This is a genomic window from Nocardiopsis sp. NPDC006198, from assembly GCF_040613895.1.
In the GTDB taxonomy this organism is placed as follows: domain Bacteria; phylum Actinomycetota; class Actinomycetes; order Streptosporangiales; family Streptosporangiaceae; genus Nocardiopsis; species Nocardiopsis tropica.
On the sequence record NZ_JBEXSY010000022.1, the window covers coordinates 42,880 to 68,278 of the forward strand.

Genomic DNA, 25,399 nt, shown 5'->3' on the forward strand with positions numbered 1-25,399 from the left:
TCCCTTGTCTGGAGGGCCCACCCATGCCTCTGGCCCTGCTCGCCCTGGCCCTCGGGGCCTTCGCCATCGGTACCACCGAGTTCGTCATCATGGGACTGCTGCCCGACGTCGCCGCCGACCTCGGCGTCTCGGTCCCCACCGCCGGCTACCTCATCTCCGCCTACGCGCTGGGCGTGGTCGTCGGCGCGCCGCTGCTCACCGCGCTCAGCACACGGGTCCCCCGCAAGACGGTCCTGCTGCTCTTCATGGGACTCTTCCTCGCGGGCAACCTCGCCACCGTCCTGGCGCCCTCCTACGGGGCCGTCTTCGCCTCCCGGGTCCTGGCCGGCCTGCCGCACGGGGCCTTCCTCGGCGTGGGATCCCTGGTCGCCGCGCAGATGGCCGGCCCCGGCCGCCAGGCGACGGCGGTGTCGCGCGTCCTCCTGGGCCTGACCGTGGCCAACATCGTCGGGGTGCCGGTGGGCACCTTCCTGGGCCAGGCGATGGGATGGCGCGCCGCCTTCCTGGTCGTCTCCGGCATCGCCCTGCTCGCCACCCTGGGCGTCGCGGCGTTCGTGCCGCGCCAGCCCGCGGCGCCGGGGGCTGGCCTGCGCCAGGAGCTGTCCGAGCTGGGACGCCCCCAGGTCGTGCTCGGCCTGACCACCGCGGTCTTCGGTTTCGCCGGGGTCTTCGCCGTCTACAGCTACGTCTCGCCGATGATGACCGAGCTGGCGGGGATGTCCGCGTCGTCCGTGCCGGTCGTCCTGGCCCTGTTCGGGGTCGGCATGACCCTGGGCTCCCTGGTCGTGGGGCCCCTGGCCGACCGCGCGCTGCGCCCCACCATCTACGGCTCCCTCGCCGCGCTGGCGATCGTGCTGGCGCTGTTCACCGTGACCGTGCACAACCCCTGGACGGCGGCGGTCAGCCTGGTCGTCCTGGGGGCGGTGGGGTTCGGCGTGTGCACCCCGCTCCAGGTCCTGGTGATGAACAGGGCCGGGGCGGCGCCGACCATGGCCGCGGCCTCGAACCACTCCGCCTTCAACCTGGCGAACGCGGGCGGGGCCTGGCTGGGCGGCGTCGGGATCAGCGCGGGCCTGGGCTACACCTCCCCCGCCGCGATCGGCGCGCTGCTGGCCGTCGTGGGCCTGGGCATCGCCGTGCTGGCGGGCTTCCTGGACCGCCCCCGCGCGGGAGGCGCCCGGGAGGGCGCCGGGGCGGAGTCTCCGAGCTTCAGCACGGCCCCCTGAGTCCGGGCTGCGCCGGGGAGGCCGAAGCAGCCTCCCCGGCGCGGGAGGTCCGGCCCCGGAAGTTTCCGGGCCGTGGTCGACGGCCCGGAACCCGTTCGGTTTCTGACCCCGGCCAGTTCGGATCAGGGCTCACGAGGGCGGCATGGGGAGAACGCCGAACTCGATGTTGCTGATCTCGCGGTCGAGTGCGGCACCCTGGTGCAACTGGGTCAGGCTGATGCCGCCGGCCCAGGGACGTTCCACGCCTTCGGCGTGGCCCGCGCCCCCGATGACCACATCCCCGTCGGCGTGCCAAGCTCCGACCCGTTCCGTGCCTCCGTCACGGCGACCGTCGATGTAGAGGGTGAGCGTTCCGTCAGTGTGGTCGTACACACCAGCGAGGGACACCCACTCGCCGATCGGCGCGGACGCGGTCGATGTGACACGGTGGACCTCGACCGACCCGGTACCGTCCCGGACGGGCACCTCGAAGACCCAGCGTCCGAGTCCGGCGTCGTAGCCGAGCGCGAAGCCGCTGGTTCCGGAGCCGCTCTGGGACAGTGCGACCGCGTCCGCTCCTCCGTCGTCAAGGCGCACCCACGCCGAGGCGGTGAAACTGCGATCGGTCCGCACGGCGGGTCCGTCGGTGCGCAGGTGCTCCCCTTCAGCGGCGTCGAGGAGAATTCCAGGTTCGAAGACCCAGTCGTTGAACACGCCCTCCCACACCGTGTCGGGGTTGCCGTGGAGTGTCGCATCCAGCCCGTGGTCCGAGGTGTCATCGGCTGTGTCACCCTCGACCTCACGGAGCCACCAGGTCCCCTCCGGAACGACCGGCTGGTTGGCCGTCTGCCAGATCTCGGATCGCCTGTCGGACGCCTCATCGTCCTCCGTGGTGAGGGCGCGATTCCACGCCAGCACGTCGTCGACCGCTCCGGGCCACGTGCCCGCGAACCCGCCACCGGCCTGACCTCCCCCGATGACGAAGGCCCCTTCGGCCGTATCCGCCGGGGTCTGCTCGACCGTCTCCTGGTGCACGCCGTCCACGTACAGCGAGAGCTCGCCCGTGGAAGGATCGGAGGATCCGGTCAGCCTGGTCCAGACCCCGGTCTGCACGGGGGCGCTCGAGGACGCCCTGTGATCGAACCCCGCGTCCGGGCCGTCCCGACCGGCCCGCTGGAACACCCACGCGTCCTCGGAGGCGTCGTAGCCGAGCTGGAAACCGCTGACGTGCTCACCGTCCTGGGAGACGGCGACGGCGTCCTCACCCGTGTCGTCCAGACGCACCCAGGCCGTCACCGTGAACGCGCCGGAGGTGTCGACGACCGACTCCTCCGTACGGAGGTGGCCGTCGGACGTGACGACCGCCGCACGCTCCAGGCGGTAGGCGGCTCCGGTGCGCGCCCCCACCCTCCCACGGGTCCAGTCGATCACGCCGGTACCCTCGGCGGCCCTTCCATCGATCATGTAGTCGTGCGCGACGGCCCCCTCTCCCTCGTCGAGGCGGAAGTAGGCGACCGGATTCGCCAACGGCGCCACCATGAAGGAGTGCACGCTCGCGCAGGAGGACGAATTGCCGTGGGCGTCCACGGAACGCGCGTACAGCCTCTGCGGACCGTCCCTGGTCGGCGTGATCGACACGGTCGCCGACCCGCCGGGGGCGTCGGCCTCCACCCGCGTCGCACACGAGCCGCCCAGACCGTAGTAGAAGGCGACCGCGTCGTCCACGCCGTTGGCGTCGAACGTGAAGTCGCCCGGCTGCCCAGGTGCACCGTGGAACCTGTTGTCGGCGGGGTAGTCGTCGGAGGTGACGGTCGGCGGCGCCGCGGGCTTGCTCGTGCTGATCTCGATCCAGCACCGGTCGGACCACTCGCCCCACGCCCGGGTGTCGTGGCCCCGGGCGCGGTAGCCGATCAGGACCTCCTCGGGCAGGTTCCTCGCGGTGACCGAGCGCGACACGGGGGGAGCGCCAGGAGCCTGCGAGACGTACGCGGAGTCCGCGCTGCCGAGCGGTTCCTCCGCGCCTTCGAGGCCCCACTCGAACTGGGCCTTGACCTGCTGGGACACCGTGGCGGCGTCGGGGTGGGCGATGAGCGCGCCCAGGGTGAGCGCAGTGCTGTTGAGAAGGGTGGGATCGTCCGGGTCCGTGGAGCAGACCTCGCCTCGCGCGGTGAGCGTGGAGGTGTCGGGGCGGTCGGGCGGACGGATGTCCTCGGCCAGTGCGGGGGACTGCCCGAGGAGGGAGAGGGCCAGTGCGAGGGCGGCCGCGGCCGCCGTCGTACGGGTCAGGGAACGACGCATGTGGGGGACGCCTGTCTGGCTGGGGCCCGCGTACGGGCTTCGAAACAGAACAGGAAGAAATTACCCAGAACCCCACATAGGCAACAAGAGTCGCTTTTCGCCCACAAGGTCCGACACTCGCCCTGACATCGGGGTAAACCCCTGCCCCCGTGTCCGGTCATGGCCACCGGACCGCCGGGCGCGGGAGGAGGCGGGCCGTCGGCAACGTCCCGGGCGCCGGCGCGTCCCCCGCGCACACGTGGGGCCGGGCCCTCATCGGCCCGGTCCCACGTGTGTCGGGTCCCGTCGCGCGTCAGGTGCGGCCGGGCAGGGTGCGGCTGCGCCCCCGGAACTCGGCGACGACCTCCTCGCCCCGGCGCACGGTGACGTCGTAGAGGCCGCTGCGGCCGAACAGCGTCCGCTCCTGGGCGGTGGCCACGAGCTCGTCGCCCTCGTGGGCGGCGGCCACGAAGGTCACGTCCGCGCCGGAGGCCACCGTCACCCCTCCCCCGTCCGTGTTGCACGCGCAGGCGAAGGCGGTGTCGGCGAGGGTGAACACGTATCCGCCGTGGGCGATCCCGTGCCCGTTCACCATCATCGGGCCGACGGTCATCTCCACGACCGCGGTGCCGTGGTCGGCCCGGACCAGGCGCATCCCCAGGTTCTTGGACGCGCGGTCGGCCTCGAACATCCGCCAGGCGGTCTCGTTGCGGGCGCTCACGAGTCGAAGTCCACGGTCACGGTGTCGGTCTCGGGGACGGACTGGCAGGACAGGGCGTACCCGGCCTCCACCTCGGCGTCGCTGAGCGCGTAGTTGCGCAGCATCCGCACCTCCCCCTCGCAGACCCTCACCCGGCAGGTCCCGCACACGCCGCCCTTGCAGGCGAAGGGCAGGTCGGGGCGGTAGCGCTGGGCCGCGTCGAGCACAGGTACGCCGCGCGGCAGGGTCAGGGTGCTGGTTCGGCCGTCCAGGACGACGGTGACCTCGCTGGAGGGCCCCTCCACCCCGGGCTCCTCGTGCCTGGCCTGAGGGGGCGGCTCCGCACCCTCGACGAAGAACAGCTCCTGGTGGATGCGGTCGCCGGGCACGCCGCGGCCCTCCAGGACCTCCCTGGCGTCGGTGACCATCCCGTAGGGCCCGCAGAGCCACCAGTGGTCGGCGGCGTCGGCGGCGACGACCGTGTCCAGGAGCGCCTCCAGCTTCCCGCCGTCCAGGCGCCCGGTGAACAGGTCGGCCTCGCGCGGCTCGCGGGAGAGCACGTGCACCAGCTCGAAGCGGTGCCCGTACGCGTCCTTGAGGTCGGCCACGTCGTCGGCGAACATCACCGTGTCGCTGCGGCGGTTGCCGTACAGCAGGGTGACGTGGGACCCGGTGCGGCGCAGCAGGGACGAGGCCATCGACAGCACCGGGGTGATGCCCGAGCCGGCGGCGATCATCACGTGGCGGGCCGAGGCGCCCAGGTCGGGGCTGAAGCGTCCGGTGGGCGCGCCCACCTCGACCTCGTCGCCCGGCCGGACCTCGTTCACCAGCCATCCGGAGAACAGGCCGTCGGGTACCAGGCGCACGCCCACGCGGGGGGCCTCCCCGACAGGGGCGCAGATGGAGTAGCTGCGCCGTTCCTCCACGCCGTCGACCTCGCGGCGCAGGGTGAGCGACTGCCCGGGGGCGAACGCGTACTCCTCGGCCAGGTGGTCGGGCACCTCGAAGGTGACGGCGACGGCGTCGTCGCACAGGCGCTCGACGGCGGCCACGCGCAGCCGGTGGAAGGCGCCCCGGCGGCGCGGCGGGGCCTGCCCGGCGTCGGTGACGGGTGTGGTCACTGTCAGATCTCCTTGACGTGCTCGAACGGTTCGAGGCAGGACCGGCAGCGGTGGAGCGACTTGCAGGAGGTCGCGCCGAACCGGGACAGTTCCTCGGTGTCGGCCGCGCCGCACAGCGGGCAGCGCGGAACGGTGCGGGTGGGCATCAGGGTCAGCGGCACGGGCCCCGGCGCCCGGCGGGGCGCCCCGCCGGGCGGTGAGATGCCGTTCTCGGAGAGCTTGCGCCTGCCCTCGTCGGTGATCCAGTCGGTGGTCCAGGGCGGGGACAGCTCGGTGCGCACCTCCACCCGGTCGAAGCCCGCGCCGCGCACGGCCCGGTCCACGTCGGCGCGCATCTCGGCCAGCGCAGGGCAGCCGGAGTAGGTGGGGGTGATCCACACGGCCGCGGTCCCGTCCTCCTCGATCTCGACCCGGCGCAGGATGCCCAGGTCGGCGAGGGTGAGCATGGGCAGTTCGGGGTCGGTGACCGCCGCGGCCGCCGCCCGGGCGCGTTCGGGGCCGGTGGTCCGGTCCGTGGCTACCATGTCGCCTCCGGGTGCTCCCTGGCCACCTTCTGGAGTTCGTCGAGCAGCGGGGCGAGGAGTTCGGTGTGCCTGCCGTCGCGCCCGGCGGTGGCGCTCTCGGGGAAGGGCGCGGGGGCGTCCAGCGTGGCCTCGACCAGCACCCGGGCGAGGACGGCGTGGACCTCGTCGCGCACGGTGGCCGGGTCCACGCCCACGCCCTGGCCGGCCAGGCGCGCCTCGACGGGGTGGGTGGCGAAGAGTTCGCCGGTGAGCGGCCACACGGCGGCGACGGCCTCGGCCGTGCGCTCGCGGGAGTAGGGGGTGCCGTCGCCCAGGCGGAGGGTCCAGGAGACCGCGTACTCGCGGTGGTAGGCGAGTTCGTTGACCGCTTTGGCGGCGATCGCGGCGAGCACGGGGTCCTTGCTGTCCGTGAGCCGGGCGAACAGGGCGAGCCGGGAGCTGGACAGGGCCAGCAGGGTGACCACGGCCCGGGCGAAGTCGCCCCGGGGGGCCTCGGCCAGGTGCACGTTGCGGAACTCGGTGGGGCCCCGCCGGTAGGCGAAGGCGTCCTCGTCGCGGCCGGTGCCGTCGGCCTGGCCGGCGCGGGCCAGCAGCAGGCGCGCCTGGCCGAGGAGGTCGAGGGCGATGTTGGCCAGCGCCACCTCCTCCTCCAGTTCGGGCGCGTCGGTCACCCATTCGACGAGGCGCTGCGCCTGGACGAGGGCGTCGTCGCCGAGCATCTGGCAGTACAGCGCGAGGTCGCCGCCGTCCACCCCCGCGGGGAGGGTGGTGTCCACGCCCGCGAGGGCGTCGGTGAAGCCGGTGCCGAAGGCCCAGCGGGCGTCGCCGCCGTGCTCCTCGGTCAGGGCGGTGAAGATGGTGTCGCCACTCATGGTTGTTTCCTTTGGCCTCGTGTTCCCCGGTCCCGTCGTCCGCGCTAGATGTGCGGGACGTCCTCGGGGATGGGGTAGAAGGTCGGGTGGCGGTAGACCTTGTCACCGCTGGGCGCGAAGAAGGGGTCCTTCTCGTCGGGGCTGGACGCGGTGATGTCCTGCGCGAGCACCACCCAGATGCTGACGCCCTCGTTGCGTCGGGTGTAGAGGTTGCGGGCGTTGTGGAGCGCCATGGTGTGGTCGGGCGCGTGCAGGGAGCCCACGTGGACGTGGTTCAGGCCGCGCTTGCCGCGGACGAAGACCTCGTAGAGGGGCCACTCGGGGCGGGCCGCCCCGGTGGCGCCGGTGCCGTCGTCGCTCATACCGTGGCCTCCTCGGTGCTCTGGTGCTTCCTGGCGTAGGCGGTGGCGGCCTCGCGGACCCACGCGCCCTTCTCGTGGGCGGCGCGGCGGCGCGCGACGCGCTCGGCGTTCTTGGGGCCGGCTCCGGAGACGACCTGCTTGAACTCGGCCCAGTCGGGCTCGCCGAAGTCGTAGTGGCCGCGCTCCCCGTTCCAGGCCAGTTCGGGGTCGGGGAGGGTGACGCCCAGCTTCTCGGCCTGGGGGACGCTCATGTCGACGAACTTCTGGCGGAGGTCGTCGTTGGTGTCGCGCTTGATGCGCCAGGCCATGGACTGGCGGGTGTTGGGCGACTCGGCGTCCGGCGGGCCGAACATCATCAGGGAGGGCCACCACCACCGGTTGACGGCGTCCTGGACCATCCGGCGCTGGCCCTCGGTGCCCTCCATCATCCGCATGAGCAGTTCGTAGCCCTGCCGCTGGTGGAAGGACTCCTCCTTGCAGATGCGCACCATGGCGCGGGAGTAGGGGCCGAAGGAGCTGCGGCACAGCGGGACCTGGTTGCAGATCGCGGCTCCGTCGACCAGCCAGCCGATCACGCCGACGTCGGCGAAGGTCAGCGACGGGTAGTTGAAGATCGAGGAGTACTTCTGGCGTCCCTCGATGAGGCGCTCGGTCAGGTCGGCGCGGTCCACGCCGAGGGTCTCGGCCGCGGCGTACAGGTACAGGCCGTGCCCGGCCTCGTCCTGGACCTTGGCCAGCAGGATGGCCTTGCGCCGCAGGCTGGGCGCGGAGGCGATCCAGTCGCCCTCGGGCTGCATGCCGATGATCTCCGAGTGGGCGTGCTGGGAGACCTGGCGCACCAGGGTCCTGCGGTAGGCCTCGGGCATCCAGTCACGCGGCTCGATGCGCTGGTCGGCGGCGACCTTGGCGTCGAACTCCGCCTGGTGTTCCAGGTCTGCGCCGGGGGGCGTCTCCTGGGCCGTCACGGTGGACATTGATCGTTCCCCATTCATAACCGAACGTTCGGTCAGTAATTAGTATCCCCGGATTCCCCCGCCCGGGCAAGTCCCCGGGGCGGGGGGATCCCCCAGCTCAGCCGCCGCCGAAGGTCGGGGCCCGCTTGGCCAGGAAGGCCTCGACCGCCCCGGCGTGGTCCGCGGTCATCCCGAGCTGGTTCTGGAGGTCGGCCTCCTCCTCCAGCAGCTCGGGCAGGTCACGGGCGCCGTCGGCGGCCGAGCGGACCTCGCGTTTGGCGGCCACGAACGCGCTGGTCGGGCCCGAGGCGAGCAGGGCGGCGACCTCGCGGGCGCGCCCCTCCCAGGCGTCGTCCTCCACGACCTCGGTGACCAGGCCCAGCTCCAGGGCGCGGTCCGCACCGACGACGGTGCCCAGGAGCATCAGCTCCATGGCCCGCGCCTGTCCCAGCGACGACACCAGGCGGTAGGCCAGGCCGGAGTCCGAGGCCAGCCCGATGCCCGTGAAGGCCGTGCCGAACTTGGCCCTGCGCGCGGCGATGCGCACGTCCCCGGCCAGGGCGAACCCCAGGCCGGCCCCGACGCACGCCCCGCCGATCCCGACCACCACGGGCACCTGGATGCCCTCCAGGGCCAGCACGATCGGGTTGTAGTGCTCGCGCACCGTGGTGAGAGCCTGCCCCGGCTCCTCCTCGAGGATCCGCGCGTGCTCTGCCAGGTCCTGGCCCACGCAGAAGGCCTTGGCCGACCCCAGCAGCAGTACGGCGCGGGCCGTGGTGGAGGCCGCCGCGCCCCGGAGCGCCGCCAGCAGCTCCTCCTTGACCTCGCGGGTCAGCGCGGGCCTGTTCAGGCGCACCGTGGCGATCCCGTCGGCCTCGACGAACTCCGCCGCCCTCTGTTCGCTCAACGCTCTATTCTCCCTCGTCCCAGGTGTGGAAGCCCTGGCCGGTCTTCTTGCCGAGCTTTCCCTCCGCGACCATACGGCGCAGCAGCTCCGGGGGCGCGAACCGGTCCCCCAGCTCGGAGGCCAGGTGTTCGGCGATGGCCAGGCGCACGTCGAGCCCGACCAGGTCGGTGAGCCGGAGCGGCCCCATCGGGTGGCGGTAGCCCAGCTCCATGGCGGTGTCGATGTCGGCGGGGGAGGCGACCTCCTCCTCGACCATGCGGATGGCCTCCAGGCCGAGCGTCACGCCCAGGCGGCTGGTGGCGAACCCGGGTGCGTCCCTGACCGCGATCTCGGTCTTGCCCAGGGCGCCGACCCAGCCGCGCACCGACTCCAGCACGGCGGGGTCGGTCCCGGGGGCGACCACGATCTCCACCAGCTTGGAGGCGGGGACCGGGTTGAAGAAGTGGGTGCCCAGGAAGCGGTGGGGGCGCTGGAGCGCGGCCGCGAGTTCGGTGACCGACAGGGAGCTGGTGTTGGAGGCCAGGACGGCTTCCTCGCCCACGGCCGCCTCCGCGGCGGTGAGCACGGCGATCTTCAGCTCCGGCCGCTCGGGCACTGCCTCCACCACCAGGCCGGTGTCGGCGGGGATGGCGGCGGTGTCGGTGACCGTGCGCAGCCGGGCCAGGTAGGCGGCCGGCTCGGCGTCGATCCTGCCCCGGGAGCGGGCCCCCTCCAGACCGGCGGCCACCCGGGCGCGGCCGGCCCCGGCGGCCTCGGCGGTGGCCTCGACCAGGACCACGTCCGCGCCCGCCGTGAGGAACTGCTGGACGATCCCGGCGCCCATGGTGCCGCCGCCGACGACGGCGACGACCGCGGGGACGCCCGCCCCGGCGGCGCTCTGCTCGTGGGTGCTCAACGCTTCTTCCTCTCCAGGAAACGGGTCATCCGGTCGTGCTTGTCGGCGCTCTCGAACAGCACGGCCTGCGCCATGTCGTCGGCCAGCGGGTGCGCCCCGTCGGCGTCCAGGACCAGCTTGGTCATGCGCAGGGCCGGTGCCGAGGAGGCCGCCATCCGGTCCAGGAGGGCGTGGGCGCTCGCGCGCAGCTCCCCGGCCGGGACGATCTCGGCGACCAGGCCGTGGCGCAGGGCAGCCTCGGCGTCCAGCCGGAAACCGCCCAGCAGCACCTGTTTGGCGACCGAGGCGCCGACCAGTTCCCGCAGCCGCCAGCACGCGCCGGCCCCGGCGATGATGCCCAGTCCCGGCTCGGGCTGGGCGAAGACGGCGGTGGGCGTGGCGAGCCGGATGTCGCACGCGTAGGACAGCTCGGCCCCGCCGCCCAGCGCCCACCCGTCCACGGCAGCCACGGTGGGCGCCGGGAGCCGGTGCAGGCGCTCGAACAGGCGGCTGTTGATGCCGGCCATCGCCTCCTCGCGTCCGCGTTCGCGCAGCTCGGCGATGTCGGCGCCGCCCGCGAACACGTTCCCGTGCCCGGTGAGCAGCAGCGGCCTGGGGTCGGCCTCGATCTCGGCGCACACCTCGTGCAGCTCGGCGATCATCCGTGCGTTGATGGCGTTGCGCGCCTCGGGGCGGTGCAGCTCGACCACCACGCGGTCCTCGCGGCGGTCGACGAGGAGCGTCCCGAAGTCCTGGCGGGCGCTCACGGGCGCTCCACCAGGAGGGCGACGCCCTGGCCGACGCCGACGCACAGGGTGGCCAGGCCGCGCCGGGCGTCCTCGCGCTCCATGCGGTTGAGCAGGGTGACGAGGATGCGGGAGCCCGAGCTGCCGAGCGGGTGGCCCAGGGCGATCGCGCCGCCGTCGGCGTTGACGATCCCCTCGTCCATCCCCAGCTGTCGCACCACGCCCAGGGACTGGGCGGCGAAGGCCTCGTTGAGTTCGGCCGCACCGATGTCGCCGACCGTCCAGCCCGCGCGGTCCAGGGCCTTGCGGGTGGCCGGGACGGGGCCCAGCCCCATGAGCTGCGGGTCCACCCCGGCGGAGGCGGAGCCGACGACGCGGGCGCGGGGGGTGAGGCCGTACTCGCGGACGGCGTGCCCGCCGGCCAGGACGAGGGCGGAGGCTCCGTCGGAGAGCGAGGAGGAGTTGCCGGCGGTGACGACTCCGCCCTCGCGGAAGACGGGCCGCAGCCTGCCCAGGCTCTCCATGCCGGAGTCGGGGCGGGGGCCCTCGTCGGCGGTGACCTCGTGGGTCCGGCCCTTGCGGTCGGTGACGGTGACCGGGACGATCTCCGCGTCGAAGCGCCCGGCCCCGGCCGCGGCGACGGCGCGCTCGTGGCTGCGCAGGGCGAAGGCGTCGCACTCCTCGCGGGTCAGGCCCTCCAGGAGGGCGACCTCTTCGGCGGTCTCGCCCATGGACAGCGTGTAGCGCAGGTCGGTGGGCGCGGCGCCGGCGGGGACCCGCGCGTCGGCCTCGGTGAAGCGCGGGTTGGTGAAGCGCCAGCCCAGGGAGGTGTCGGCGACCTCTCCGGGCTTGGCCCAGGGGGTGCCGGGCTTGGCCATCACCCAGGGGGCGCGGGTCATGGACTCGACGCCGCCCGCGACGACCACGTCGGCCTCCCCGGCGCGGATGGCCTGGGCTGCGGAGGAGACGGCGGTCAACCCGCTGGCGCAGAGCCGGTTGACGGTGTAGGCGGGGACCCGGGGGTCGAGTCCGGAGAGCAGCACGGCCATGCGTGCCACGTTGCGGTTGTCCTCGCCGGCCTGGTTGGCGGCGCCGAGGATCACCTCGTCGACGGCCTCGCCGGGGACGCCCGAGCGGCGGACCGCCTCGGCGACGGCCGTGGCGGCGAGGTCGTCGGGGCGGACGGCGGCGAGGGCGCCGCCGTAGCGGCCCTGGGGGGTTCGCACCCCGTCGACCAAGTAGACGTCGCTCACGTGCGTCCTCCCGTGTTGGCGGCAGTGGCCTGCGCCACCGCCATCTGTGAAATCATCGACACTTCTCCTTGACATGCTCGCCCGGAGACTGCGTTAATGCATTAGTAACCGAACGTTCGGTCAGTAAGCAAGTCGGGTCCCCCCGCACAGGGCCCGCACCACATCCACGACCGCGCGGCCCCCGCCCACCCTCCCCCCGGGCCTGCCGGCCCGGCGGGTTCCCGCGCACAGTACACGGAGAGGCCCATGGCAAGCCACGACACCACCACGCAGTCGGCCGGTGCCGCCCCTCACCAGCGCCTCGGGCAGGCACCCGCGCCCGACCTCCTGGACCCGGCCGAGCGCATGGGTGTCGACGAACTGCGCGCCCTCCAGCTGAGGCGCCTGCGGTGGACGCTGGACCACGCGTACGCCAACGTGCCGCTGTACAGGAAGAAGTTCGACGAGGCCGGGGTGCACCCCGCGGACCTGCGGACGCTGGAGGACATCGGCCTCTTCCCGCACACCACCAAGGCCGACCTGCGCGACAACTACCCCTTCGGCATGTTCGCCGTCCCCCAGGAGCAGGTCAGCCGCATCCACGCCTCCAGCGGCACCACGGGCCGCCCCACGGTCGTGGGCTACACCCGCGAGGACATCGACACCTGGGCCACGGTCGTGGCCCGCTCCATCCGCGCGGCGGGCGGGCGGCCCGGCCACAAGGTCCACGTCTCCTACGGCTACGGGCTCTTCACCGGCGGCCTGGGCGCCCACTACGGCGCCGAGAAGCTCGGCTGCACGGTCATCCCGGCCTCCGGCGGCCAGACCGCCAAGCAGGTCCAGCTCATCCAGGACTTCCGGCCCGAGATCATCATGGTCACTCCCAGCTACATGCTGACCCTGATGGACGAGTTCGAGCGCCAGGGCATCGACCCGCGCACGACCTCCCTCAGGATCGGCATCTTCGGCGCCGAGCCCTGGACCGAGCAGATGCGCCGCGAGATCGAGGAGCGCTTCGACATCCACGCCGTCGACATCTACGGCCTGTCCGAGGTCATGGGGCCGGGCGTGGCCAACGAGTGCGTGGAGACCAAGGACGGCCTGCACGTGTGGGAGGACCACTTCTACCCCGAGGTCCTGGACCCCGTCACACAGGAGGTCCTGCCCGACGGGCAGAGCGGCGAGCTGGTCTTCACCTCGCTCACCAAGCAGGCGATGCCCGTGATCCGCTACCGCACCCGCGACCTGACGACGCTGCGCCCGGGCACCGCCCGGCCCATGCGCCGCATGGACAAGGTCACCGGACGCAGCGACGACATGATCATCCTGCGCGGCGTCAACGTCTTCCCGACCCAGATCGAGGAGATCGTCCTGGGCCTGGACGGGCTCGCCCCGCACTTCCAGCTGGTGCTCACCAAGGAGGGCCGCCTGGACCGCATGGCCGTGCGGATCGAGGCCGCCCCGGACTGCACCGCCGAGCGCCGCACCGCCCTGAGCCGGGAGATCGTCGCCACGGTCAAGGACAGGGTCGGTGTGAGCGTCACCGTGGACGTCGTGGACCCCGAGCAGATCGAGCGGTCCGTGGGCAAGTTCCGGCGCATCGTCGACCAGCGGCCCCGGGCGTAGGCGGCACGCCCCACGGGTCCTGCACGCGCACGCCGGCGGCCGTCGGCGTGCGCGTGCCGCCCGCGGAAGACGGGCCCGGCGCCGGGCCCGCGGACCCTACCCCGGCGCCGGAAGCGCCCGTGCGACGTGGGAGGCGATCAGGCGGTAGGTCTGCCGGGCCGCGTCGTCGTCGCCCACGTCGTAGCCGTGGTCGCGGCCGGCGACCTCGTGCAGGGCCGCGAGCGCGCCGGCCCCGTCGAGCCGGCGGGCGTAGCGGCGCCCCTCCTCGCGCAGGATGTCGTGCTCGGCGACGATGACGAGGGCGGGCGCGATACCGGTGAGGTCCGCGGTGTCCCGCGGCCCCGCCGGGGAGGCCAGCCGGTGGCCCCGCTCCGCCGGGTCGGGCAGGTAGGAGGAGTTGAAGACCTCGCCCATCCAGGGCCGCAGCAGGGGCCGGTCGACGACCGAGGGCTTGTCCCCCGCCGCCACGGTCATGTCCAGCGGCGGGTAGTGCAGCACCTGCAACCCGACCAGGGACTCGCCGGCCTCCAGGTCCAGCCGGGCCGCCGCCGCGGCCAGGGCGCCCCCCGCGCTCTGCCCGCCGACCGCCAGGCGCGACCCGTCCCAGCCGTGCTCGCCGCCGTGGGCCGCCGCCCACCGCACGATCTCGTGCGCCTGGCGGGCCGGGGCCGGAAACGGGTGCTGTGGCGCGACCGCGTAGCCGACGTTGAGCACGACCGCCCCGGCCTCGGCCGCCAGCGCGCGGCACAGCGGGTCGTCCATCTCCGCCCACCCCAGCACGAAACCCCCGCCGTGCAGGTTGACGTACACCGCCGGGGGCCGGGGGCCGGGCCCGGGGCGGTGGACGGTGACGCGCGCCGGACCGTAGGAGGTGGGGACGGTGAGCGCCTCGGTCCTTCGGGGGTACTCGGGAAGCCTCGCGTGCGCGCGGCGGGTCGCGGGGCCCGCCGCGAGCGCCATGCCCGCCTGCATCGACCGGGCCACCAGGCGCGCGAACGGGGGGCGGCTCAGGATCGTCATGGCGCGCCACGCTACCAGCGCGGCCGCGCTCCGGTGGGCCGATCGGCCCACCGGAGGGCCCCCTGCGGCGCCGGCCCTCCGGGAGGACCGGGGCGTCAGCGCGGTGACGTGCCCCGGCGGACGGGCCCGGAAGGCCTCGCCCCTCCCGGGCGGGGCCCGCCGCCGGGCGGCTCACCGCAGGTAGAGGAACGCGGTGAGGGCCAGGCCGGCGACGGCGACCACCCACGTGTAGGGGAGCGTGGAGAGCATGGAGCGCTCGGGGCGGACCCCGGCGTACTGCGAGGCCCACACCGTCTGGGTGCTGGTGGGGTCCGAGACGCCCAGGACCTGGCCGTAGGAGGCCATCATGCCCAGCACCGCCGGGGCGGGGTAGATGCCGCCGGAGATGAGCACCCCGGCCACCCCCGCGCCGAGGCCGAAGATGTTCATCGGACCGCGGTAGAGGGCCAGCGGCACCAGTGCGGCGAAGACCAGGACGAACAGCCACGGGCTGCCCGGACTGATCGCGGTGACCACGGGGCTGAGCGCCTGGACCGCGCCGGGCAGGTTCACCGCGGCGAGGAGCATCCCGATCGCGATGAACAGGACGATGGGCGGGGCCGCCACGTCGAACGCCTGGTAGAGGGTGCGCAGCGCGGTGCTCGTCATGTCCCGCCAGGGCACGGCGGTGAGCAGCGCGTAGACGACGCCCGCGATCAGCGAGGGCACGATGGGGATCTCCAGCCCCAGCGCCAGCACGATCGGGACCAGGGGTGTGACCAGCGCGTACCAGGGGGCGTCCCCGCGGCGGCGGCGCCGCTCGGCGGCGCGTGCGCGCCGGCCCGGGGGGCGGCCGGGGCCCCCGCCCCCGGCGGGCGCGGGGACGCGCACCGCCCACGTGTGCCGCGCCCCCTTGCGGCGCATCTCCACGAGGATGTAGGCGAGGCCGCCGACCAGGGCGATCGGGAACATGCGCAGCTGGAAGTGCTGCACCGTGGAGACCGGGACGCCGATGGCGTCGGACAGGAACTGCCAGTTGATCAGTTCCAGGGGGAGCCCGGCGGCGATGCCCACCAGGACGGTGCCCGCCGCGACGGTGGGTGTGACCCCGACCGCGATCATCGCCGGGATGCCGACGACGCCCGCGAGCATCGCCGCCGGGGCCGAGCCCGTGATGGCCCCGCACAGGATCGCGACCAGGAACACGCCGACCGCGACCACGGAGGGGCGCTCGCCGCCGAACTCCACGATCTTGCGGACGAGCGTCGAGGCGATCCCCGCCTCCGACATCAGCGTGCCCAGCCAGCAGCCCAGCAGGATGGCGACCATGGTCGCCGCCAGGCGCGGAGCCCCCTCCTGGACGACCGTGCCGACGACGCTGCCCTCCTCCCCGGTGAGGGGCGCCCCCGCGATCAGAGCGACGGCGACGGACAGCAGGACGAGGGCGAAGGCGGTGGGGAGGCGGCGCGTCAGCATCAGGCCGACGCCCACGGCCATGGCGAGAAGGATTCCCAGGGCGGTCACGGGCGGTCTCCGGAGGTGGTTCTCGGGCCCGGACCGTGCTGGTCCGTGCCCCGGTGGGCGAGGGTGGCGGCGATGGCCGCGGTGAGCGCGAGCGGGCTCCGGCGGAGCGCCCCGCGCCGTCCGGCGTAGGCGTGGGCGGCGATCTCGTCCGCGCCGGCGACGTGCCCCCGCACCCGCAGGGGCCCCAGCCTCAGCGCCGTGTGGCCGAGTCTGCGGCGCAGCTCCCGGCCGTGGCCGCGGTGCAGCATGCGGTGGGCCTCCTCGTGGGCGAGCGCCGCCCCGCGCAGCGCGGCGCGCGGGTAGTCCCGGCCCCAGCCCGCCGCCTCCGCCACCCCGCGGGCGTAGTCCAGGGCGTCGGCGTAGACGATCACCCGGTCCCCCGCGGCCCGGTGGAGGTACTCGGCGAGCAGGACCTCGCCGGGGCGCAGGCCCCCGGTGGCCCTGTCGGTCACCTCGGCCCCCGCTCCCCCGGGCCCGGCGGGCCCCGCGCGGGCGGTGTCGGCCAGCTCGCGCCCGAAGGCCAGGGCGGTGCGCGCCCAGTCGCGCAGCTGCCCGGGGTCGCGGCCCTCGTGCGTGGGGGTCAGGGCCAGGAGTTCGGCGGCCAGGTCCTCGTCGGAGGCCGCCGAGATGCGGCCGTAGTCGGCCCCGGGGCGCGGCGGCGCGGTCATCGGCGTGTCTCCATCAGGGCGATCACCGTCTCGTCGGGGCCGCGGCGGCCGATCTCGGTGGCAGCGAGCGCCAGGAGGTGGCCGGGGTCCATGACCCCCGACAGGTCGGCGAGCTTGGGGCCCAGCAGGAGCCACACCGCGGGCGGGACCGCCCCTCCGTCGCCGTAGGCGGTGCGCTCCGCCACCAGGTCCCTGAGCCTTCCCTCCGCCTCCGCGGCGGTCAGGGTGTCCACCCGGGCGTCGGCGCTGTGCAGGCGCACGACGCCCTCGGCGTCCACGACGCGCACGTGGGCGCGCTCCCGAGCGAAGCGGCCGAACGGCCCCCCGGGGCGGCGGAGCAGGCCGAAGACCCGGTACCAGCCGTTGGAGGCGTACTCGGTGACGGCCCCCGGGTCCGCGCCGAGGCCGGCGGCGGCCGCGGCGCGGGCCGCGCCGGCGTCCGTGACGGCGGTGCGGTCCTTGGTGCGCAGCTCGGTGGCGCCCGTGGCGACGGCGGTGACGAGGTTGCGCTGCGGGTCGACGGTGACGTCCACCTCCACCCCGGAGGGGTCGGCGCCCTGCGCGAGCACCGCCTGCTCGGCCTCGGAGCGCACGGCGAGCACGTCGGCGTGGGTGGCGCCGGGGATGATGCGCTCGACGGACTCGCGGACCAGTGCGAGGGCCACGCCGAGGGGGCTGATGACCTCGCTGTGGGCGGCGATGCGGGACCGCATGCCCGTGCGCTCGCCCAGGTAGGGGGTGACGGTGGCGGCGCCGCCTCCCCCGCCGACGAGGTCGCACACGTCGCGGTCGAGACCGTAGTCGCGCACGAGGGCCTCCACGACGGCGCTGACGCGCTCGGTGGCCCGGTGCAGGACGGCGCGCGCGGCCCCGTCCACGTCGACCCCGAGGGCGCGTGCCAGCGGGGCCAGTGCGGCCCGTGCGGCGCGGGCGTCGGAGCGGGCGTAGTCGCCCTCGGGCACCAGCCCGGCGGCGTTGGCCGCGCAGGTGACCGTGAGGGCGAAGCGCCGTCCGCCGGCGTCCAGGACGGCGTAGTCGGCGGGGTCGGAGGCCAGCGGGCTGACCCGGACCAGCCGGGCCCCCTCCAGTTCGGCCGGGTCGGCGAAGCAGGCGTAGGGCAGGCCCGCGATGTGGGCGCTGCGGGGGCCCACGTCCGTCAGGGCGGCCCCGCCGGACCCGTCGCCTCCGGACAGGCGCACGAGGGAGCCGCCGCCCACCCCGACGGTGCGCACGTCCAGGGCCGACAGGTAGGTCTCCTTGCCCCCCAGCTCGGCGTGCCTGATCTGCACGCGCCCGCGCCGGATCACGCTGACGTCGGTGGAGGTGCCTCCCGTCTCCAGGAAGACGCCCTCGCTCACCTTCTCCCCCATGAGGGCTCCCGCGACCCCGGCCGCGGGTCCGGAGAGCACCGTCAGGAGGGGTCGGCTGCGCATCTCGGCCAGGGACATGACCCCGCCGTCGCAGCGCATCACCATCAGCGGCGCGCTCACCCCGGCCTTGAGGATGCTGCTCTCGACGAGGTCGGCGGTCCTGAGCATGCGGGGCATCACCCCGGCGTTGAGCGCGGCGGTGCGGGCCCGCTTGCCCAGGCCGTAGAGCTGGGTGATCTCGTGGGTGGCGGTGACGGGGACGCCCCGCAGCTCGGCCGCCGCCCGGACGGCGGCCTCGCCCCTGGGGTCGTCCACGCTGAAGGGTTCGACCGCGACCACGACCTCGGCGCCCTCGGCGAGCACCCGGTCCACGCCGGCGAGCGCGGCCGCGGCGTCCTCGGGGTCCCGGAGCGCGGTGTAGCGGACGGGGAGCCGGTGCCCGGAGTCGAGTCTGAGCTTGCCCAGGGAGCGCAGGCGCCCGGTGGCGAACGCGTCGTAGCCGGTGCCGATCCCCACGATGCCGATGGTGGCGACGTCGCCCTCCAGGAGGGCGTTGGTGGCCTGGGTGGTGCCGTGCGCGAGGAAGCCGACGTCGTCGGCGCCGACGCCGATGTCGTCGAGCAGGCGCTCCAGCGCGGTCATGATGCCGTGGGCGACGCCATCGGCGTGGTCGTGGCTGGTCGGCACCTTGACCTGGCCGAGGAGGGCGAACGTGGTGGCGCTGACTGCCACGGCGTCGGTGAAGGTGCCCCCGACGTCGATGCCGACGCGTACGGGGCCGCGGGTGGGAGGTGGGGTCGGGTCGATCATCGTCGCCCCTTCGGGGAGTGCGTGGGGAGTGGGAGGTGCGTGGCGCCGCCGGCCGGGCGGGGTGCGGTCGGCGGCGCCGAGGGGTGTCAGTAGCCGCGGACGTCGGGCCAGTGGCGTTCGACGCCGGTGCGGTCCAGGAGGGCGGTGAAGGCCTCCAGGAGGTCGGCCTTGTCGCGGACGGCGTGCGGTGTGGTGCCCTGCTCCAGGGCGAAGGCGGCGAGCCGTCCGGCCGCCTCGCCGATGTTCCACTCGACGGGGTGCAGCCGGAAGCAGCCGTTGGTGATGTGGGTGGTGCCGATGTTCTTCGCGGCGGGGAGCAGGTTGGTCTCCCGGGCGGGCAGGAGCGCGCCCAGGGGGATCTCGAACGGGACGCTGGCGATGTCGACGTAGGTGTCGCCGCCGGTGGAGGGGTGCAGGTCGATGCGGTAGCTGCCGATGCCCACGGAGTCGTGGCGCCGGACGATGCCGTGCGGTCCCACGAGGTCGAGGGACACGTCGTGCTCGGTGACGGTGGTGACCGCCCTGATGCGGCGGGACTCGCGGACGTAGGCGGCCTTGGCCAGCCCGCCCTCCGCGCCGGTGATGTCGGGGCGCGGTCGCAGTCCCGGGAACCCGGTGCCGCCGTCGGGCCGCGGCGCCTCGGTCTGGAGCCAGTACAGGACCGACAGGGACAGCTGGCGGGCCTCCTCGTGGGCCTCGCGGACGGTCGCGGCGTCCACGACGCCCTCGATCTCCAGGGCGGGCTTGAGCCAGTAGTCGTTGAGCGGCCAGTTGACCAGGGTGATGTCGGAGTCGAACGCGCCGGGGCGGTGCATGCCGCGCGCCAGGATGCGGCGGAAGCCCCACAGCTCCTTGTCCCCGGCGTCGGCGCTCTGGTCGGCGGCCACGGCGAGGGGGTCCACGTCGGGGTTGGGGACGAACGTGCGCCGGGAGGGCTCCAGGGTGCGCGGGTCGGGCGCGGCGAAGCCCAGCAGGGGGCCCGGCCAGAAGTCGGGCCGGTAGGAGCGCCAGAAGTCGTACATGCGCGGGCGCTCGATCGTGTGGTCCTCGCCCTCGTGGTGGGAGACGGCGAAGCAGTACGTGATGCCCTGGAGGTTGGCGGGGTCGGCGGCCTCGGGTGCGTGCGGCTCGCCGTGCTCCGACCTGGCCTCCGCGCCGGTGACGTGGTCGATCCCCGCCATCGGCAGGAGGTCGCCGTTCTCCGTGGCGTCGAGGACGTAGTCGGCGGCGACGGTGTGCCTCCGGCCCCGCGCGTCCTCCAGGACGACGGAGTCCACCCGGTGCCCGTCCGTGCGCGCCTCCACGGGACGGTGCCGTTCGAGCACGGTGACGCGCCCGGCGGCACGGTGGGGGGCGAGCATCTCCTCCAGGACGGCCAGGGCGACCCGGGGCTCGTGGCAGAGCTTGCTGACCCGGCCGGCGCCGGGGTTGAGGGTGCGGGAGGCGGCGGCCTCCGCGCGCAGCGGGTAGGCCCGGCGGTAGTGGTCGCGGATGCCCTCGCGCAGGCGGCGGTAGGAGGCGGTGGCGCCGAACTGCTCGATCCAGGGGTTCTCGTCGGGCGGGACGGCCTGCGAGGTGAGCTGTCCGCCGATCCAGTCGGTCTCCTCGGTGAGGACGACGCGGCGGCCGGAGTCGGCGGCGGCCAGCGCGGCGGCCACGCCGCCCAGTCCCCCGCCCACGACGAGGATCTCTGTACGGGTCTCGGTCATCGTGTGCCTGATTCGTTCGTAAGCGGTTCCAGACAGCTCTGCTGAAGGACTGCTGGACTGGTCCAGGACGGATCTGTTTCGTGGTGGCCGCGTGGGCACCGGGCCGACCCCTGTCGGTTCCCGGCCCGGCGAGGCCACCTGAGATGTCTCTCAGGTGTGCTTCTTGGGCGGGCGGGGGGCGGCGATCGTGCCGCCCTCCACCGGTTCGCAGGGCAGCAGGCGCCGGGTGGCTGCTCCGGGGGAGCCCGCGATCAGCTCCAGCAGCAGGCGGACGGCGTCGCGGCCCATCTCGCGCATGGGGACGTCGAACCCGCTGAACGCGGCGCCCCCGCCCGGGGCGCGGCCCCGGGTACCGGTGGCCGCGCCGAGCACCGCCAGGGACAGGTCCCCGGGGCAGTCCAGGCCCGCCCGGCCCACGGCCGCCCCGAGCCCCGCCAGGGCGGCCCCGGTGTCGGTCTGCTCGACGACGACGGCGGTGACGCCCTCGGCCAGCCAGCCGCCCAGCAGGGCGTCCGCGTCGGCGCCGTCGGTCGTCGCGACCAGGCCCCGGGTGTCCAGGCCGGCTTCGCGGGCGCCCTTCAGGACACCCTCCTCCCGGTCGGCCGAGGCCGGCGCCTGGTCGTGTTCGCGCAGGTAGCGGATCTTGCGGTGGCCCGCCGCGACGAGTCGCGCCACGACCTGCGCCGACGCCGGGACGTAGTCGGCGCCGACGTAGGGGACGCCGGGCTCGTCCCGGCGGCCGATGTAGACGAAGGGGAATCCGTCCTCGACCAGGCGCCGGATGGGCTCCTCCGGCACGTGGCGCCCGAAGAACAGGCAGCCGTCGGCGACGCGGACGCGCCGTACCGCGGCCGGGTCCTGCGCCCGCGCCGCGGCGCGGGCGGAGCCGGTGAACAGGATGAGGTCCTGCCCCTGGGCGGCCGCCTCCTCCTCCACCCCGGCCAGGACCGGGTAGTAGGAGTGGGCGACGTCGGTGGGGAACGTGGTGCTGAAGGTGTACAGGCCGAGCATCGCGTTGCGCGCGGAGGCGAGCCGCGTGGCCACGGGGTCGGGCACGTAGCCGAGTTCCTCCGCGGCGTCGAGGACCCTCTGCCGGGTCTCCCTGGCGAGCGCCATGCCCGAGGGCGTCCCCCGCAGGATGAGGGAGACGGCGGCCTGGGAGACGCCCGCGACCCGCGCGATGTCGGACTGGCGGGGCCTGCGGCGCCCGGCGGCCCTCTCCCGGCTTGCGTCGGTCACCTGTTCCTCCTCTGATACGGCGTCCTAATGCGCATTAGTCCATGACTGTGAGCCGCGCCACGCGGTATGTCAAGAGGTGTCGGCCGGATTTCCGACCGATGGCCATGGAGTTTCACTAATACGTATTAGGTCCTTGACTGACGCATCGTCCCTGGCAGAGACTCTGGACCTCGGAGCACCCCCCGACACGCTCCGGAAGGGAACCGTCATGTCCGACGCACACTCCCCCGACACCCCGGCCCCGGGCGTGGGCCGCAGGACCGCGCTCCTGGGCGCCGGGGCCGCCGCGGCCGGGGCCCTCCTCGCCCCCGGCCTCCTCGGGCCGGCGCCCGCGGGCGCCGCCCGCACCGCCCCGGTCCTGCCCCGGTACACGTTCCTGCGCGAGGCCCTGGACACCTCGTCGCTGGCCTACAACCCGACGGGGGAGCTGATCTTCCCGTGCCTGCGCGGCACCGCCGGGAGGCTCTCCGGCGCGCCCGGCCGCTTCCTGCTCTACTACGCCCCCCACGACGCGCCCGGCGGCATCTGCCTGGCGTACGCCGACAGCCCGGAGGGCCCCTTCACCGAGCACCCGGGCAACCCGATCGTGTCCCGCACCTGGTCCCCGCACTACTCGGTCAGCCACGTCTCCTCGCCGCACGTGATGTGGAACGCCGAGCACCGGGAGATGTGGCTGTACTTCCACGGCGAGAACACCACCACGCGCCTGGCGCGCTCGCGGAACGGGATCGACTTCGACTACCAGGGCACCGTGCTGACCACGGCGATGGTGCCGGGCACCACGGAGGCCTCCTACGCCCGGGTCTTCGAGCACCCCCTGCCCGACCGGGGCGCGCGCTACGTGATGGTGTTCATGCGCAACAGCACGGGCGGCAACCGCTCCATCGGGTGGGGGTGGTCGGCCGACGGCATCACCTTCGACTTCGACCCCCGGCCGCTGGTCTCCCACTCCTCCGTGGGGGTGGCGAACCTGTCCGGGCCCCATGTGGTCGAGCGGGGCGGGAGCACCTACGTCGCCTACCACACCGACCGGGGCGACATCCGCCTCACCGAGGTCGGGCGGGACTTCTCCCTGCGCAACCACCTGGGCGTGGTCCACAGCCCCCTGGCGGGGCCGCCGGACTCGGGCCGCAGCGCGGCCCCCTCCTACGGGTCCGACGGGGGCACGCAGTACATGTTCTACGAGGCGGGCAGCCGTCTGGGGGCGACCATCGCCATCGCACGGGCTGGGTGAGGCCGCCCGCGGAAGCGGGCACGGCCGCCCGGACGGGGTCCGGGCGGCCGTGCGGGCCCGCTCCTCCGCGTCCCCGGCACGGCGGGCGCGCGCCCGGTCCGCCCGGGCGGGAGGGGAGAGCCGGGGCCCGGCCTCCGCCGGCCCCGGCGGGGGTCAGGCCCCGGCGACGATCCCGTAGAGCTCGTAGCAGCACAGGACCACGAAGAGCGAGCCCGCCAGGGCCAGCCCGGTGTTGCTGATCCAGCCGTTGCGCCATTCGCGGGGGGTGCGGGAGGAGTTGAGCAGCCACATCAGGGTGAACGCCAGGAAGGGCATGAAGAACGCGCCCAGCACGCCGTAGGCGATGATCAGCTGGAAGGGCCTGCCCACCAGCAGCAGGAGCATGGGCGGGAAGGTCAGCCACAGCATGTAGCCGCGGAAGGCCCAGCTCTTCTCGTTCTCCACGGGATCGGTGTCGGCCCGCCCCCGCACGTGGTTGACGAAGTCCGCGAAGAGCAGGCTCACGCCGTGCCACACGCCGATGATGGAGGAGTAGGCGGCGGAGAAGAAGCCGACGAGGAACACGGTCGCCACGAACCCGCCGAACCGCTCGCGCAGGATGTCGCCCAGCTGGAGGAGCCCCTGGTCGCCCTCCTCCAGCGCGATGCCGCTGGCGTACAGGAGTTCGGCGCCCACGATGAGCATCGCGACGACGAAGACGCCGGTCGTGACGTAGGCGACGCGGTTGTCCAGCCGCATCATCCTCATCCAGCCGGAGTCGCGCCAGCCCTTCGCGTTCACCCAGTACCCGTAGGCCGCCATGGTGATGGTGCCGCCCACGCCGCCGACGAGGCCCAGCGTGTAGAACACCGACCCCTCCGGGAGCAGGGGGACGAGCCCGCGCAGGGTCTGGCCGATGTCCGGCCCGACGTAGACGGCCAGGCCCACCACCGTCACGAACATGACGCCGACCAGGACCGTCATGATCTTCTCGAAGACCGCGTACCGGTTGAACCAGACGATCGCCAGCCCCGAGACGCCCGCCAGGACCGCCCACAGCTCCAGCGGGAGCACCGGGAAGAGGGTGGCCAGGGGCAGGGCCGTCGCGGTCATCGCGCTCGCCCCGTAGACGAAGCCCCAGATCACGATGTAGGGGGCGAAGTAGACGGTGGTCCACTTCCCCATGCTGCTCCACCCGTCGAAGATGGTGCGCCCGGTAGCCAGGTGCCAGCGCCCGGTGGCCTCCGCCAGGGAGATCTTCACCAGACAGCCGACGATCGTCGCCCACAGCAGGGCGTAGCCGAAGCGGTTGCCCGCGATGAGTGTGGCGACCATGTCGCCCGCGCCGACGCCCGTGGCCGCGACGACGATGCCCGGCCCGAGCTGCTTCCAGGTCGCCCTGCGTTGTTCGGTGGCCGCCACCGGCCCCTCCTTCGTGCGGGGACGGAGTCCGCCCGTCCAGTGGCAAGAATGTAGGGGGTGTGACGCACGGTACAAAAGGGGCGACGCTTCCCTCCGGGGGTTCCGTGGCGCAATCGATACGCCCGGAGGGCCGCGGGGCGGGGACGCGCGGCCCGGACCGCCCCGCCGGCGGGCCGTCCGCGGCGGCGCCCGGGCCCCGGCCCGCGGGAGGCCCCCGCCCCGGGCCGCGCCCCTACCCCTTGCGGGCCACCCCGCCGTACTCGGCCACCGGTCGGACCTCGCCCACCTCGGTGGGGCCCGGGCGCCACAGGGAGCAGGAGACCACGCCCGGCTCCAGCAGCTCCAGGCCGTCGAAGAGCGCCGCGATGCCCTCGGCCGAGCGGATGGTGATCTTGGGGGTGCCGCGCTCGTTCCACGCGGCCGCCACCTGGTGGGCGCGCTCGTGGTCGATGTCGTCCGTGGGGTGGGACACGACCAGGAAGCTCCCCGGCGCGAGCGCGTCGAGGAGCCGGTCCAGGACCGAGCGGACCTCGCCGTCGTCGGCGACGAAGTTCACCACGCCCAGCAGCATCAGGGCCACGGGCTCCGACAGGTCCAGGGTCGCGGAGGCCGCGCTCAGGATCGCGTCGGGGTCGCGCAGGTCGGCGTCCACGTAGTCGGTCGCCCCCTGGGCCGACCCCGTCAGCAGCGCCCGCGCGTGCGTGAGTACGAGCGGGTCGTTGTCGACGTAGACGACCCGCGCGTCCGCGGCCACGGACTGGGCGACCTCGTGGGTGTTGTTGTGGGTCGGCAGGCCGGTGCCGATGTCCAGGAACTGCCGGATCCCCTCCTCCTTCGCGAGGTGGGTGACCGTGCGGACGAGGAAGGCGCGGTCCGCGACCGCGTTGTCCACGATCTCCGGGAAGAACGAGCGGATCTGCTCGCCCATCTCCCGGTCCACCGGGTAGTTGTCCTTGCCTCCCAGCCAGTAGTTCCAGATACGGGCGTTGTGGGGGACGGAGGTGTCGATCCTGGGGGCGGGACCCTCGGAAGTCACGGGGGGCACG

22 protein-coding genes are annotated in these 25,399 nt (G+C 74.0%); 3 read left to right on the forward strand and 19 right to left on the reverse strand.

Annotation, left to right across the window (positions count from 1 at the left end):
* The first annotated feature begins 23 nt into the window (after positions 1 to 23).
* On the forward strand, positions 24 to 1,226 hold the full coding sequence (locus ABZ234_RS17025) for an MFS transporter (RefSeq protein ID WP_267944626.1): 1,203 nt from the start codon (positions 24 to 26) through the stop codon (positions 1,224 to 1,226).
* 129 nt (positions 1,227 to 1,355) lie between these two features.
* Here the strand turns inward: ABZ234_RS17025 and ABZ234_RS17030 are convergent, their stop codons facing one another.
* The 11 genes from ABZ234_RS17030 to ABZ234_RS17080 all read right to left on the reverse strand — a co-directional run bounded on the left by ABZ234_RS17030 (position 1,356) and on the right by ABZ234_RS17080 (position 11,794).
* Complete coding sequence (locus tag ABZ234_RS17030) at positions 1,356 to 3,503, reverse strand: LamG domain-containing protein (RefSeq protein WP_355012703.1); 2,148 nt, start codon at positions 3,501 to 3,503, stop codon at positions 1,356 to 1,358.
* Between the two features lie 292 nt (positions 3,504 to 3,795).
* On the reverse strand, positions 3,796 to 4,203 hold the full coding sequence (paaI, locus tag ABZ234_RS17035; RefSeq protein WP_267944628.1) for a hydroxyphenylacetyl-CoA thioesterase PaaI: 408 nt from the start codon (positions 4,201 to 4,203) through the stop codon (positions 3,796 to 3,798).
* Positions 4,200 to 5,303: a 1,2-phenylacetyl-CoA epoxidase subunit PaaE gene (gene paaE / locus ABZ234_RS17040; protein WP_355012704.1), complete on the reverse strand. Its 1,104-nt coding sequence runs from the start codon at positions 5,301 to 5,303 to the stop codon at positions 4,200 to 4,202. The genes paaI and paaE overlap by 4 nt, the downstream gene beginning before the upstream one ends.
* A gap of 2 nt (positions 5,304 to 5,305) precedes the next feature.
* On the reverse strand, positions 5,306 to 5,827 hold the full coding sequence (gene paaD, locus ABZ234_RS17045; RefSeq protein ID WP_267944630.1) for a 1,2-phenylacetyl-CoA epoxidase subunit PaaD: 522 nt from the start codon (positions 5,825 to 5,827) through the stop codon (positions 5,306 to 5,308).
* Positions 5,821 to 6,699, reverse strand: a complete 879-nt coding sequence (gene paaC, locus ABZ234_RS17050) for a 1,2-phenylacetyl-CoA epoxidase subunit PaaC (RefSeq protein WP_352985238.1) — start codon at positions 6,697 to 6,699, stop codon at positions 5,821 to 5,823. Before paaC ends, paaD begins: the two co-directional genes overlap by 7 nt.
* 44 nt (positions 6,700 to 6,743) lie before the next feature.
* The gene (paaB, locus tag ABZ234_RS17055) at positions 6,744 to 7,061 is read right to left on the reverse strand and encodes a 1,2-phenylacetyl-CoA epoxidase subunit PaaB (protein ID WP_355012705.1); all 318 of its coding nucleotides are present in this window, start codon (positions 7,059 to 7,061) and stop codon (positions 6,744 to 6,746) included.
* A complete protein-coding gene (paaA, locus tag ABZ234_RS17060; protein WP_355012706.1) occupies positions 7,058 to 8,035 on the reverse strand; it encodes a 1,2-phenylacetyl-CoA epoxidase subunit PaaA in 978 nt (325 codons plus the stop codon). The genes paaB and paaA overlap by 4 nt, the downstream gene beginning before the upstream one ends.
* Before the next feature lie 97 nt (positions 8,036 to 8,132).
* Entirely contained in the window at positions 8,133 to 8,921 is a 789-nt protein-coding gene (locus ABZ234_RS17065; RefSeq protein WP_267944634.1) for an enoyl-CoA hydratase-related protein, read from the reverse strand.
* A gap of 4 nt (positions 8,922 to 8,925) precedes the next feature.
* Positions 8,926 to 9,816: a 3-hydroxyacyl-CoA dehydrogenase family protein gene (locus tag ABZ234_RS17070; protein WP_355012707.1), complete on the reverse strand. Its 891-nt coding sequence runs from the start codon at positions 9,814 to 9,816 to the stop codon at positions 8,926 to 8,928.
* On the reverse strand, positions 9,813 to 10,562 hold the full coding sequence (locus ABZ234_RS17075; protein ID WP_355012708.1) for an enoyl-CoA hydratase/isomerase family protein: 750 nt from the start codon (positions 10,560 to 10,562) through the stop codon (positions 9,813 to 9,815). The genes ABZ234_RS17070 and ABZ234_RS17075 overlap by 4 nt, the downstream gene beginning before the upstream one ends.
* Positions 10,559 to 11,794: a thiolase family protein gene (locus ABZ234_RS17080; RefSeq protein WP_267944637.1), complete on the reverse strand. Its 1,236-nt coding sequence runs from the start codon at positions 11,792 to 11,794 to the stop codon at positions 10,559 to 10,561. Before ABZ234_RS17080 ends, ABZ234_RS17075 begins: the two co-directional genes overlap by 4 nt.
* 246 nt (positions 11,795 to 12,040) lie before the next feature.
* On the opposite strand from ABZ234_RS17080, the gene paaK reads away from it, so the two are divergent.
* Positions 12,041 to 13,399, forward strand: coding sequence for a phenylacetate--CoA ligase PaaK (gene paaK, locus ABZ234_RS17085; RefSeq protein WP_355012709.1), 1,359 nt, complete (start codon positions 12,041 to 12,043; stop codon positions 13,397 to 13,399).
* Positions 13,400 to 13,495: 96 nt separating this feature from the next.
* On the opposite strand, the gene ABZ234_RS17090 is transcribed toward paaK, so the two are convergent.
* From ABZ234_RS17090 to ABZ234_RS17115, 6 genes are all read right to left on the reverse strand, one after another.
* The gene (locus tag ABZ234_RS17090) at positions 13,496 to 14,419 is read right to left on the reverse strand and encodes an alpha/beta hydrolase fold domain-containing protein (RefSeq protein WP_355012710.1); all 924 of its coding nucleotides are present in this window, start codon (positions 14,417 to 14,419) and stop codon (positions 13,496 to 13,498) included.
* Between the two features lie 171 nt (positions 14,420 to 14,590).
* Entirely contained in the window at positions 14,591 to 15,922 is a 1,332-nt protein-coding gene (locus ABZ234_RS17095; protein ID WP_355012711.1) for a transporter, read from the reverse strand.
* Positions 15,919 to 16,590, reverse strand: a complete 672-nt coding sequence (locus ABZ234_RS17100) for a hypothetical protein (protein WP_355012712.1) — start codon at positions 16,588 to 16,590, stop codon at positions 15,919 to 15,921. The genes ABZ234_RS17095 and ABZ234_RS17100 overlap by 4 nt, the downstream gene beginning before the upstream one ends.
* Positions 16,587 to 18,770: a hydantoinase/oxoprolinase family protein gene (locus ABZ234_RS17105; RefSeq protein WP_355012713.1), complete on the reverse strand. Its 2,184-nt coding sequence runs from the start codon at positions 18,768 to 18,770 to the stop codon at positions 16,587 to 16,589. Before ABZ234_RS17105 ends, ABZ234_RS17100 begins: the two co-directional genes overlap by 4 nt.
* A gap of 86 nt (positions 18,771 to 18,856) precedes the next feature.
* Entirely contained in the window at positions 18,857 to 20,479 is a 1,623-nt protein-coding gene (locus tag ABZ234_RS17110) for an FAD-dependent oxidoreductase (RefSeq protein WP_355012714.1), read from the reverse strand.
* A gap of 150 nt (positions 20,480 to 20,629) precedes the next feature.
* A complete protein-coding gene (locus tag ABZ234_RS17115) occupies positions 20,630 to 21,718 on the reverse strand; it encodes a LacI family DNA-binding transcriptional regulator (protein WP_355012715.1) in 1,089 nt (362 codons plus the stop codon).
* A 208-nt stretch (positions 21,719 to 21,926) separates the two neighbouring features.
* On the opposite strand from ABZ234_RS17115, the gene ABZ234_RS17120 reads away from it, so the two are divergent.
* Positions 21,927 to 22,952 (forward strand): hypothetical protein, encoded by a 1,026-nt coding sequence (locus tag ABZ234_RS17120; protein ID WP_355012716.1) that lies wholly within the window; start codon positions 21,927 to 21,929, stop codon positions 22,950 to 22,952.
* 153 nt (positions 22,953 to 23,105) lie between these two features.
* Here ABZ234_RS17120 and ABZ234_RS17125 read toward each other — a convergent pair whose 3' ends face one another.
* Together ABZ234_RS17125 and ABZ234_RS17130 are read right to left on the reverse strand one after the other, a co-directional pair.
* Positions 23,106 to 24,353, reverse strand: a complete 1,248-nt coding sequence (locus tag ABZ234_RS17125; protein ID WP_355012717.1) for an Nramp family divalent metal transporter — start codon at positions 24,351 to 24,353, stop codon at positions 23,106 to 23,108.
* Between the two features lie 232 nt (positions 24,354 to 24,585).
* Positions 24,586 to 25,398, reverse strand: coding sequence for an SAM-dependent methyltransferase (locus ABZ234_RS17130; protein WP_352985223.1), 813 nt, complete (start codon positions 25,396 to 25,398; stop codon positions 24,586 to 24,588).
* Position 25,399 lies beyond the last annotated feature (1 nt).